The organism is Stenotrophomonas sp. 05L414_2, from assembly GCF_056397905.1.
Map to the genome: position 1 here is coordinate 1 of NZ_JBFTOJ010000080.1, position 12,250 is coordinate 12,250.

General features: G+C 66.6%; 8 protein-coding genes. 4 read left to right on the forward strand and 4 right to left on the reverse strand.

Translation table 11 applies throughout. The features are described from left to right. Positions 1 to 690 (forward strand): MurL C-terminal domain-containing protein (locus tag AC1DJN_RS12540; protein WP_478039269.1); only part of this gene is annotated, 690 nt, incomplete at its 5' end. Next, positions 671 to 2,080: a UDP-N-acetylmuramoyl-L-alanine--D-glutamate ligase gene (gene murD / locus AC1DJN_RS12545; RefSeq protein WP_478039270.1), complete on the forward strand. Its 1,410-nt coding sequence runs from the start codon at positions 671 to 673 to the stop codon at positions 2,078 to 2,080. The genes AC1DJN_RS12540 and murD, both read left to right, overlap by 20 nt. Positions 2,081 to 2,183: 103 nt before the next feature. Here murD and AC1DJN_RS12550 read toward each other — a convergent pair whose 3' ends face one another. Then, positions 2,184 to 2,771, reverse strand: a complete 588-nt coding sequence (locus AC1DJN_RS12550) for an SMI1/KNR4 family protein (RefSeq protein WP_442252081.1) — start codon at positions 2,769 to 2,771, stop codon at positions 2,184 to 2,186. Positions 2,772 to 2,902: 131 nt separating this feature from the next. Here AC1DJN_RS12550 and AC1DJN_RS12555 point away from each other — a divergent pair, with 131 nt between their 5' ends. Further along, the gene (locus AC1DJN_RS12555) at positions 2,903 to 3,694 is read left to right on the forward strand and encodes a dienelactone hydrolase family protein (protein WP_442252082.1); all 792 of its coding nucleotides are present in this window, start codon (positions 2,903 to 2,905) and stop codon (positions 3,692 to 3,694) included. Positions 3,695 to 3,765: 71 nt separating this feature from the next. Here AC1DJN_RS12555 and AC1DJN_RS12560 read toward each other — a convergent pair whose 3' ends face one another. Further along, a complete protein-coding gene (locus AC1DJN_RS12560) occupies positions 3,766 to 4,764 on the reverse strand; it encodes a polyprenyl synthetase family protein (RefSeq protein WP_442252083.1) in 999 nt (332 codons plus the stop codon). A 215-nt stretch (positions 4,765 to 4,979) separates the two neighbouring features. Between AC1DJN_RS12560 and AC1DJN_RS12565 the strand changes: the two genes are divergently transcribed. Further along, complete coding sequence (locus AC1DJN_RS12565; RefSeq protein WP_134832106.1) at positions 4,980 to 6,593, forward strand: alpha-glucosidase family protein; 1,614 nt, start codon at positions 4,980 to 4,982, stop codon at positions 6,591 to 6,593. A gap of 368 nt (positions 6,594 to 6,961) precedes the next feature. On the opposite strand, the gene AC1DJN_RS12570 is transcribed toward AC1DJN_RS12565, so the two are convergent. Both AC1DJN_RS12570 and AC1DJN_RS12575 read right to left on the reverse strand, forming a co-directional pair. After that, the gene (locus AC1DJN_RS12570) at positions 6,962 to 9,721 is read right to left on the reverse strand and encodes a TonB-dependent receptor (RefSeq protein ID WP_032976056.1); all 2,760 of its coding nucleotides are present in this window, start codon (positions 9,719 to 9,721) and stop codon (positions 6,962 to 6,964) included. A gap of 254 nt (positions 9,722 to 9,975) precedes the next feature. Beyond that, positions 9,976 to 12,030, reverse strand: a complete 2,055-nt coding sequence (locus AC1DJN_RS12575) for a glycoside hydrolase family 97 protein (protein WP_478039271.1) — start codon at positions 12,028 to 12,030, stop codon at positions 9,976 to 9,978. Between the last annotated feature and the right edge of the window lie 220 nt (positions 12,031 to 12,250).

Consider the following 12,250-nt stretch of genomic DNA (forward strand, 5'->3'; position numbering starts at 1 on the left):
GTGCTGGCTGCGCTGCTGCACGGTGTGGACCAGGTGGTGTTCTCCAACGAGCGCTCGGCCAGCTACGGCAGCCAGATTCCGGGCACCGGTGAAGTGAACCACCAGTGGTCCAAGGGCTGGGCCTGCGAGCAGGCCTTTGGCAACCACGTGCGCAAGTACGTGGCCGCCGACCTGCAGTACTACTCGTTGCTGCGGCCGATGTCGGAGCTTGCGGTGGCCCGCCAGTTCGCCAAGAGCGATTTCTACGACGCGCATTTCTCCAGCTGCAACCGCAACTTCCACATCCTTGGCGAGCGCCCGGTGAACCGTTGGTGCGGCGTCTGCCCGAAGTGCCACTTCGTTTTCCTGGCGCTGGCACCCTTCATGCCGAAGACCCGCCTGGTGCGCATCTTCGGCCGCAACCTGCTGGATGACATCGAGCAGGCTGGTGGCTTCGATGCGCTGCTGGAATTCCAGGACCACAAGCCGTTCGAATGCGTGGGCGAAGGCCGCGAATCGCGTGCGGCGATGGCCACCCTGGCGCAGCGCCCGGAGTGGAAGGAAGACGTGCTGGTGAAGCGCTTCTGCAATGAAATCCAGCCGCAGCTGGATGCGGCCGAGCTGGAGCTTGCACCGCTGATGCAGCTGCAGGGCGAACATCGTATTCCGGCGGCGCTGTGGGAACGGGTGCGTGAAGATTTCGCAGCTTGAAGGCAAGCGCGTAGCGCTGTGGGGCTGGGGACGTGAGGGGCGTGCTGCGTATGCGGTGCTGCGCGCGCGCCTGCCATCGCTTGGCCTGAGCCTGTTCTGCCCGGCCAGCGAGGTCGCGGCCGCGCGTGCGGAGACGCAGGGCGTGCTGGACGTGCGTGGTGAACCGTCGGCCGAGGCCTTGGCGGCATTCGAGGTGGTGATCAAGTCGCCGGGGATCAGCCCGTACCTGCCGATCGCGTTGGCGGCGGCGGAGCAGGGCACCCGCTTCATCGGCGGCACGGCGTTGTGGTTTGCCGAACATGCCGATGCCGATGGCACCGTGCGCGACACGATCTGCGTGACCGGCACCAARGGCAAAAGCACCACCACCGCGCTGGTCGCGCACCTGCTGCGCGCGGCGGGGCATCGCACCGGCCTGGTCGGCAACATCGGCCTGCCACTGCTGGAAGTGCTGGACCCTCAACCGGCGCCTGCGTACTGGGCGGTGGAGCTGTCCAGCTACCAGACCGGCGAGGTCGCGCGCAGTGGTGCGCACCCGCAGGTGGCGGTGGTGCTGAACCTGTTCCCGGAACACCTGGACTGGCACGGCAGCGAACAGCGCTACATCGAAGACAAGCTGCAGCTGGTGACCGGGGCCGCGCCGCGCGTTGCCGTGCTCAATGCCGCAGATCCGCATCTGGCGGCGCTGTCGCTGCCCGGCAGCGAGGTGGTCTGGTTCAACCAGCCGCAGGGCTGGCACATGCGCGGTGACATCGTGCATCGCGGCGGGCAGGCGGTATTCGATACCCGCAATACGCCACTGCCGGRCCGCCACAACCGCGGCAACCTGTGCGCGGTGCTGGCCGCGCTGGAGGCGCTGGGCCTGGATGCCGTGGCGCTGGCGCCGGCGGTGCAGGATTTCCGGCCGCTGCCGAACCGCCTGCAACGCATCGGCCAGGCCGATGACCTGACCTACGTCAACGATTCGATCAGCACCACGCCGCATGCCAGCCTGGCGGCGCTGGAGTGCTTTGCCGGCCAGCGCATCGCGTTGCTGGTCGGTGGTCACGATCGTGGCCTGGACTGGACTGATTTCATGCAGCACATGGCGCACGACGTGCCGCCGGTGGAGATCGTGACCATGGGCAGCAACGGTCCGCGCATCCACGCGATGCTGCAGCCGCTGGCCGACGCCGGCCGTTTCGGCCTGCATGCCGCTGCCGATCTGCCCGATGCGATGTCGCTGGCGCGTCGCGCACTGGGCGAACAGGGTGGGGTGGTGCTGCTGTCGCCGGGCGCGCCGAGCTATGGCGCCTACCGCGATTACGTTGCACGCGGGCGGCATTTCGCCGAGCTGGCCGGGTTCGACCCGGATACGATCAGCGCGATTCCGGGTATCGGGATCGCCTGACGGTCGTGCCGGCCGGTGGCCGGCAACCCGGGGATTTCATCCACGCATGGCGTGGATCTACTGGAGAGCCGAGCCCACGCCGGCTGCCGTCACCACGACGCGGTCAACGTTCCTCGTCGAGGAAGCTGTAGTCGCGGTCGATCAGCTGCTGCAGGTAGGCATCGAAGCTGGGGGCGATGACCGCGTAGCTGTCCGGGTCGTGCAGGTAGCGCACCACCTGTCCAACGCTGCCGCCGGGTGCGGGATCGAAATCCAGATACAGCATCGAGGTGCCGCCGTTGTTCATGCAGTGCGAGAAGCACAGGCGGCGGCTCATCGGCAGGTCGGCATCGATGCCGGCATCGAGGATCTCCGGTTCTTCTTCCAGCCATTCCTCGTAGATGGAACGGATGCTGTCGTCCCATTGCTGCTGGTCTTCGAAGATCTGCGCGATGGAGCGCAGGTAGTACGGGTAGTCGCCCACGTCCGAGCCCAGCATCAGCACGCAGACCTCGCCCTTCGGATAGTCGCGGAAGTGCGTGCCGTCCACGCGCGAAAGCAGCTCGACCAGGCTGTCGGGCACCTGCGGCCACTGCGCGCGCAGCCGTTGCAGGTCGGCCTCGCTGGCGCCTTCGGTCCACGCCCATTGCGGGGCATCGTCCTCGGGCAGCCGCGGGATCAATCCAGACAGAAAGCGATCAACAAGATTCATGCAGAAAAAAGGGGACGGAGGGGATCAAGTCGTATCCAACCACACCTGCGTCACGCCGCCAATGCAGAATGCGACGCGGGAGGGGCGATTACGGCTTAATCCCCTCCGTCCCCTTTTTCTGGAGCAGGCGCATGAACCGTTGGCGTTGCGGCGTGGCGATGGTACTGGGGCTGGCAGCGATGCCAGCGTGGGCGGCGATGAAGACCCAGCCGGTGGAGTGGAAGCACCAGGGCACGACCTTCATTGGCGTACTGGTCTATGACGATGGAGATGCTGACAAGCGTCCCGGCCTGGTGATGGTGCCGAACTGGAAGGGCGTGAACGAATCGGCCATCGAGAAGGCCAAGCAGCTGGCGGGCGATGACTACGTGGTGCTGGTGGCCGATGTGTACGGCAAGGGCGTGCGGCCGAAGACCGATGCCGAGGCCGGACCGGTGGCGACCAAGCTGCGCAATGACCGGCCGCTGCTGCGGGCGCGGGCGCTGGAGGCGGTCAACGTACTGAAGGCGCAGGCGGGCAAGGCACCGCTGGACGCCAGCCGGATCGGCGCAGTGGGCTTCTGCTTTGGCGGCACCACGGTGCTGGAACTGGCCCGCGCCGGCGCGCCGCTGGCGGGCGTGGTCAGCCTGCATGGCGGGCTCGGCTCCCCCTTGCCGGCGCAGGCCGGCGGCAGCCACCCGTCGGTGCTGGTGCTGAACGGCGCCGACGACAAGAGCGTGACCGCCGAGGATATCGGCAGTTTCCAGAAGGAAATGGATGCGGCCAAGGTGGACTGGGAGTTCACCAACTACAGCGGTGCGGTGCACTGCTTTGCCGAGCGCGATGCCAACAGCCCGCCGGGCTGCCAGTACAACGAACGCGCCGCCAAGCGCGCCTGGAAGGCACTGGATGAGTTCTTCGAGGAGCGGTTCGAGAGGCGTTGAAAAGGTGTGCCGACCAACGGTCGGCACCCACCCGTTCTTGTAGGTGCCGACCGTTGGTCGGCACTCCTCCATCAATGCGAACGCTGTACCGCGTAGCGGGCCAGGCCGCGCAGGGCGGCGACGGCATCGTTGTCGCCCAGGCCGTCAAGCGCCCGTTCGGCGGCCTCTGCATATTCCTCGGCACGACGGCGGCTGTATTCCAGACCTCCCGTGGCGTGGATCGCCGCCAGCACTTCCGGCATCGCCGAGGCATCACCGTTCTGCACGATCGCGCGCAGGCGCTGGCGGGTGGCCTCATCGGAATGGGCCATGGCATGGATCAGCGGCAGCGTCGCCTTGCCTTCGGCCAGGTCGTCACCCAGGTTCTTGCCCAGCTCGTCGGCGTTGGCCGAATAATCCAGCACGTCATCGGCGATCTGGAAGGCGTAGCCCAGGTGCATGCCGTAGTCGTACAGGGCCTGCTGGGTGGCTTCATCGACGCCGCTGGCCAGTGCACCCAGGCGCGTGCCGGCGGCGAACAGCACCGCGGTCTTGCGCTCGATCACGCGCAGGTAGGCGGCTTCGTCGGTGTCCGGGTTGTGCACGTGCAGCAGCTGCAGCACTTCGCCTTCGGCAATGCGGTTGGTGGTGTCGGCCAGGATCTGCATCACCGGCATCCGGTCCAGCTCGACCATCAGCTGGAAGCTGCGCGAGTACAGGAAGTCGCCCACCAGCACGCTGGGCGCGTTGCCCCACAGTGCATTGGCGGTGCTGCGGCCGCGGCGCAGGCTGGATTCGTCCACCACGTCGTCGTGCAGCAGGGTGGAGGTGTGGATGAACTCGATGATCGCTGCCAGCTGGTGGTGCTCGGGRCCGGAGCCGCCGACCGCATGGCCGGCCAGCATCACCAGCATCGGCCGCAGGCGTTTGCCGCCAGCGGAGATGATGTGGTCGGCGATCTGGTTGATCAGCACCACATCCGAGGACAGCCGGCGGCGGATCAGGGCATCGACGGCAGCCATGTCGACTGCGGCAAGCGACTGGATCTGGGACAGGCCCAGGGCGGGACGGGTGTCTTCAGTGATGGTCATGCGATCAGGCTTTCAGGCTCATCCCTGATTATAGGCGTTGCCTGTGAATTGGGGAGGAAACCGGGGGCCAGGCCACCGCCGCGCGCCACCGGGCGTGGCGTCTGGCGTGAATACGTATGCAGGCAGCGCCATCGTCGTGGGCCGCCGCTAAGCTTGCGGGAGTTGGTTTTCGGCCCGCTTCCAGCGGGTCCCGCATGCCCGGAGGGGGGCTGTCGATGTCGCACTATCCATGGTGGCGCGGAGCCGTCATCTACCAGATCTACCCGCGCAGTTTCCTCGACGCCAACGGCGACGGGGTAGGCGACCTGCCCGGCATCATCCAGCGCCTGGACCATATCGCCGCGCTGGGCGTGGATGCGATCTGGATCTCGCCGTTCTTCCGATCGCCGATGGCCGACTTCGGGTATGACATCGCCGACTACCGCGATGTCGATCCGCTGTTCGGCAGCCTGGACGACTTCGACCGGCTGCTGGCCAAGGCCCACGGCCTGGGCCTGAAGGTGATGATCGACCAGGTGCTCAGCCACACCTCGATCGAGCACGCCTGGTTCCGCGAGAGCCGCCAGGACCGCAGCAACCCGAAGGCGGACTGGTATGTGTGGGTGGATCCGCGCGAGGACGGCACGCCCCCCAACAACTGGCTGTCGCTGTTCGGCGGCGGTGCCTGGCAGTGGGAGCCGCGCCGCGAGCAGTACTACCTGCACAACTTCCTGGTGGACCAGCCGGACCTGAATTTCCACAACCCGCAGGTGCAGCAGGCGACCCTGGACAACGTGCGCTTCTGGCTGGACCGGGGTGTGGATGGCTTCCGCCTGGATGCGATCAACTTCTGCTTCCATGACGCGCAGCTGCGCGACAACCCGCCCAAGCCGGCCGACAAGCGCGTCGGCCGCGGCTTCAGCGCGGACAACCCGTACGCCTACCAGTACCACTATTACAACAACACCCAGCCGGAGAACCTGCCGTTCCTGGAGCAGCTGCGCGCCCTGCTGGACGAGTACCCGGGGGCGGTGAGCCTGGGCGAGATCTCCTCGGAGGATTCGCTGGCGACCACCGCCGAATACACCCAGGATGGCCGCCTGCACATGGGCTACAGCTTCGAGCTGCTGGTCAACGATTACAGCGCGGCCTACATCCGCGACACCGTTTCGCGCCTGGAAGCGGCGATGACCGAAGGCTGGCCGTGCTGGGCGGTGTCCAACCACGATGTGGAGCGGGCGGTCAGCCGCTGGGGTGGCCATCCGGCCGACCCTCGCCTGGCGCGGATGCTGGTGGCGCTGCTGTGTTCACTGCGTGGTTCGGTCTGCCTGTACCAGGGCGAGGAACTGGGCCTGGCCGAGGCCGAAGTGCCGTTCGAGGCGCTGCAGGACCCGTATGGGATCACCTTCTGGCCCAACTTCAAGGGGCGCGACGGCTGCCGCACGCCGCTGCCGTGGATCGACGCGCCGCTGGCCGGCTTCACCACCGGCAAGCCGTGGCTGCCGATCCCGGCCGAGCACCAGGCGGCGGCCGTGGCGGTGCAGGCGCAGGATCCGCATTCGGTGCTGTCGGCCTTCCGCAGCTTCCTGGCCTGGCGCCGTACCCAGCCGGCCCTGCTGCACGGTGACATCCGGTTCCTGGACAGTGCCGAGCCAGTGCTGCTGTTCGAGCGTATGCTTGCAGATGAAACTCTCCTGCTGGCCTTCAACCTGTCGGCCGAAGCGGTGAGCCATCCGCTGCCGGCGGGCAACTGGCAGCAGGTGGCTGTGCCGGGCCCGGATGCGGGGACGGTGCAGGGCAATGAACTGCAGCTGCCSCCGCGTGCGGTGTATTGCGCACGACGCAGCTGACCGATTTCTCCGGTGGCGGTACTTGCGGGGACGGGGCCGAAGCGCCCCGTCCCTTTTTTGTGGGCGCGGTTCCGGYGCAGAGCATYCACGCATGGCGTGGATCTACCAGGGGGGCGAATGGATGCCCGGCACGCATCGATTGCGATGCGGCGGGGGAGAACCACGGCATGCGTGGATGGGGCCGTACCGATCACGCTTCACTGGCCATCGCGTTGTGCGCACAAAGGAAAACCCGCTGCCTGCGCAGCGGGTTTCCGGTCCTGTTCGCTGTGTCCTGTCGCCGGGCGTGGCCCGGCGCTACCGATGGCGGTACCGGCCAGCGGCCGGCACTACCGAGTCCGGGTCGCCGGGCATGGCCCGGCGCTACCTCAGAACTTGTAGTTCACGCCCAGCATGTAGGTGCGGCCCCACTCGATGTACTCCAGCGGGCGATCCTTGGTGCCGGCGTAGGTGCGGTACGGCTCGTTGGTCAGGTTGCTTCCCTGCAGCAGCAGGGTCAGCCCACGCAGGCTGCTGCTGTCGCTGAAGGTATAGCTGACCTGCGCATCGGTCACGTTCTCGCCCACGACATAGCGCAGGGTGCGGTTGCCGTTGAAGTTGCCGATCTCGCCGATGAAGTCCGAACGGCGGCGCTGGCTCACGCGTGCCTCAAAGCCACTACGCTCGTAGTAGGCGGTGAAGTTGTACACGCGCTTGGACAGGCCGGGCAGGCTGATCGGGTCGGTGCCCACGCTGGACGCGCTTTCCGGATCCAGGATCTGGATGTCGCTCTTGTTGAAGGTCGCGCTGGCCTGCACGCCGAAGCCACGCAGGCTGTCGGTCAGCATTTCCAGCGGGAACGACGCGGTCAGCTCCAGGCCCTTCAGGGTGCCGCCCTTGCCGTTCACCGGAGTCGAGAACGTGCCGGTCGGCAGCACCGGCACCACCATGCCCGGCGGCGGCACATAGTCGCCCAGCAGGCCGGTGAAGTCGTAGTTGTCCACCGACTGGGTGTAGACGTAGCTCTTCAGGTCCTTGTAGAAGATCGCGGCGGCCACGTAGGCCTTCTCGCCGAAGTACTTCTCATAGGACAGGTCCAGCGCGGTGGCGCGCCACGGGTCCAGCAACGGGTTGCCGCCGCTGCCGCCGGGGCGACCGGTACCGGTATCCACGCCGAACTCCAGGCCCGCGCGCATCTGGTCCACGCGCGGGCGCGCGACCTGCTTGGCTGCGGCAAAACGCAGGGTCTGCTCATGCGGGAACATGAAGGCCAGGTTCAAGCTGGGCAGCCAGTCGTTGTACTTGCGGCCGTCCGAGTAGGGCTGGATGTTGTTGCCGGCCGCCTGCGAGCTATCCCAGTAGCGCGAGTCCGAGCTCTGGTCGGTGTGCTGCATCTGCACGCCGATATTGCCGCGTACGCCCACCACACCGATGTCGGTGTTGATGTTCAGGCGCGCCCAGGCGGTGGTGATCTTTTCCTGCACCGTCCACGACTTGGGAATCAGGTAGTCCAGGTTGTCGACCGGATTGAAGGTCATGTAGCGACCGACCGCGCCAGGCACGTTCCAGGCCGGGATGGTGCCCAGGCCGGCGAAGCCGAGGTTGACCGGGCGGTACTGCAGATCCGATGCGATGTTGGCATCGCCCTGCGCGCCCAGCAGGATGTTGCCTTCGGACTGGGTCTTCACCTTGCGGCGGTCGGCATAGTTCACGCCGATATCCAGATCCGGTGCCCACGACGCCATTGCTTCGGGCAGGGCGATGGTCGCGGCCAGCTTGCCACCCTTCAGGCGGTCTTCCACCTTCGGCACCTTGCCGTAACCAGAACCGTAGATGGTGTTGGTCAGGAACAGCGCGTCCGGGTTGGAGTAGTTCAGGCCCGGGCTGATCTGCGAGAAGCCATCCTGGCGGAACTGCACACCGACCGTATCCAGCTGCGGCATCGGGGTCAGCTGCAGGTTGTTTTCCAGGTTCAGTTCGTCGCGGGTGGCCTTGGAATAGTTCAGGTCGGCAACCAGCTTGACGCTGCCGAAGGTGAACTCGTTGTTCCAGCCGAACGCATCGATCTTGTCCTTGCGCTTGTTGTACATGCCGCGCACCAGCGGGTACACGCCACTGGCGGTGCCACCGGTGAAGGTGCCATTGGCGTTGACCTGCGGGTTGCTGACCAGCAGTCCCGGGGTGTAGCCGCCGTTGTAGTTGCTGAGGTTGAGCTCGAACTGGTTGGCGGTGTCGATCTGTTCCGCTTCGGTATGGAACGCGTCGAAGGTGCTGGTCCAGCTGTTGTTCGGCCGGAACTGGATCGTGGCCATCACACCGTCGCGCTTGTTGTTGCCGGTGCGGCGCAGCGCCTTGATGCCGTCGGTGAAGTAGGTGCCAGCGGCAACACCGGGGCGGTCGCCGTTGGTGGTGTGCTCGGTGGTCCACGGCTCGTACAGGCCCACCTGGTTTTCCTGGATCGGCATGTCGCTGTGCGCGTAGCCGATGGCGATGCCGAGGGTCTTGTCCAGGAACTGGTCGATGTAGCTGGCGCTGAAGCGGTTGCCGTACGGGTCGGTGTCGGCGGCGCGGCCCAGCGAGCTCTTCTGGTAGCGGCCGCTGACGGCGATGACGCGGTCGGGGAAGCTGAGCGGACGTGCGGTCTGCATGTCGATGGTGCCCGACAGGCCCTGGCCGACCAGCGCTGCATCGGGGGTCTTGTACACGGTCACGCCGTTGACCAGCTCGGACGGATACTGGTCGAACTCGACGCCGCGGTTGTCGCCGGTGCTGACCACTTCACGCCCGTTGAGCAGGGTGGTGGCGAAATCCGGCGACAGGCCGCGCACGCTGATCACCTGCGCACGACCGGCCACACGCTGTGCGGCAAGGCCAGGCAGGCGCGAGATCGATTCGGCGATGCTGACGTCGGGCAGCTTGCCGATGTCCTCGGCGGAGATGGCTTCGACCACCGAGGTGGCGTCCTGCTTGGTGGCGATGGCGCTTTCGATGCCGCGACGGATGCCGGTGACCTGCACCGTGTCCAGGTTGGTGGCGGCGGTGCCGGTTGGCGGGGTTGCCGTGCTCTGCGTGGACTGCGCTGCTGCCAGCGATGGCGTCAGTACGACGGCCAACGCGATGCTCAGCGCACTGCGCTTGTGGTTCAACATTTTCCCCTCCCAGGCAATGTTGTAGTGCGATTCGTGGTCGTCCCGATGGTGTCGAGGACGTGCGACGCGGTGGCCGCTGTCGTCGCCGCTATGGTAGGCAGCGCGTTCTTCGTGGGAATCACCCTGCATACGTATTCAATGGCGTTTGCAGGGTTGTAATCGCTTCCAGATCATCATTCCGGTAGTGCCGGCCACTGGCCGGCAACCATCCACGTCGCAACGATGCCGGCCAGCGGCCGGCACTACCTGCGCATTCACAGCGGGGTGAAGCGGATGGCCTGTCCGCCGCCCGGCGCCAGCACCAGGGTGAGTGAATCGGTGCTGCTGACCTCGCGTGTTTCGCGCTTGAAGGCGAAGGGACTGCTGCGGAAATCCGCGCCATCGCCATCGCGGTAGACCTCGGCGCGGTAGCGCACGCCCGGCTCCAGGAAACCCAGCGACACCGGCAGCACGCGGCCGTTCTCGTCGGTGATGCTGCCCAGGAACCAGTCGCGGCTGTTGCGGTCGCGGCGTACGATCGTCACGTAGTCGCCGACCTCGCCATCGAGCACGCGGCTCTGCTCCCAGTCCACCGCCACGTCCTCGATGAAGCGGAACGCTTCGCGGTGCTGCAGGTAGTGCTCGGGCAGGTCGGCAGCCATCTGGATCGGGCTGTACAGCACCACATACAGGGCCAGCTGGCGGGCCAGCGTGCTGGGAATGGCCTGGCCGTGGCGGCCCTTCAGGCTGAGGATGCCGGGCGTGTAATCCATCGGCCCGGCCAGCATGCGGGTGAACACCAGGTTGACCTCATGCTCGGGCGGGTTCGGTGGCTGGCCCCAGGCGTTGTATTCCATGCCACGTGCGCCTTCGCGGGAAATCCAGTTCGGGTAGGTGCGGCGCAGGCCGGTGTCCTTGATCGGCTCGTGCGGGTTCACCGACAGGTGCCGACGGGCGGCTTCCTGCACCACCTTCAGGTGATGGCGGGCCATGAACTGCCCGTCGTGCCACTCGCGCCACAGCGGGCCGCCGGCCGGATTGCGGCGATCAACCTGGCCGTCGTCGCAGACGTAGCCGGTCTTGAACTGGTCCACGCCCAGCCGCGCATACAGATCCAGCGCAGCACCCAGCTGGTCTTCGTAGTGTTCGATCGCACAGCCGGTTTCATGATGGCCGATCAGGTGCACGCCCTTCTTCAGCCCGTACGCCGACAATGATTCGATGTCGAAATCCGGCGTGGCGCGGGTGAAGTCGAAGTCGTAACCGTTGCCGACCCAGTTGCCGTCCCAGCCAGGATTCCAGCCTTCCACCAGCACACCACGGAAGCCGTGCGCGGCGGCGAAATCGATCACTTTCCGCGTCTTTGCGGTGGTGGCCGCATGCTTCGGTCCGGTGRCCCAGCTCTCTTCATCCAGGTGCATCGACCACCACACGCCCAGATACTTGGCCGGTTTCACCCAGCTCACATCGCCCAGCGCATTGGGCTCGTTGAGGTTGAGGATCAGGTCGGACTCGACCAGGCCGCCGGCACGGTCGGCGATCTGCAGGGTGCGCCATGGCGTGGCGAAGGGCAGGGCGCGGCGCACCTTCCAGCCTTCGGCCGAAGGCGAAAGCTGGGCGCGCAGGCGCTGGCCCTCGGTGCGGCGCAGCCACATGCCCGCGTAGTCGACCAGTGCCGCCTCATGGATGGCCACGTGCAGGCCGTCGTGGCTGCGCAGGGTCATCGGCGTGTGCACCAGCGGCACTTCGCGCAGCGGGGTGCGCTGGTACAGGTATTCGTAATGGATCGGCTCGCCCGCGGGTATCCACCATGCGGTGGACTCCGGCGCGATGGCGAACTCGGTCAGCTCGTCATCGATGATCGCTTCGCGCAGGTTCGGTTGCTCGGGGAACACATAGCGGAAGCCCAGGCCGTCGTCGTAGGCGCGGAACACCAGGTCCAGCCGGCGCTTGCTGCCGGTGCCTTCGGCCAGGTGCACGGTCAGTTCGTTGAAGTGGTTGCGGGTGAGCCGGCGCTCGCCCCAGGGCTGTTCCCAGCTGTCATCGACACTGCGCCGTTCCTGCGCCAGCAGGCTGAAGTCGCGGTCGAGGCGACCATCGCGCAGTTCAAAACCCAGCTTCGAATCGGCCACCACGGTCTGGCCGAGGCGCTCGACGCGGTAGCGCGCGGTACCGCCGTCCAGCACCAGGCTGACCTTCAGCACCTTGTCCGGTGATTCTACGCTGGCGATCTGCGGTGCCGCCGCCTGTGCCAGCGCGGCCCATCCCAGCAGGGCCAGGCCGAAAGCGTGCGCGAACACTGCGCGTACCATTGTGGGTGACGTCGGCATTTCCCCTCCCAAGGCGCCGTTGACAGACCCGGACCATAAGCCAGGCCGACAGGCCTGCCGGTACTGCACGCCATGAATACGTATGCAGCTGGACGCAGTCGACAGCCCCGCGTCTACCATGGGGCCAGGGCACCTTGAGGGAGGTGCCGCGCCCGCACGCCGGCAACGGCAGTGCGGACCCACAACGGTGCAGAGAGGGAGGGAGGTCGACGGGCGCAAG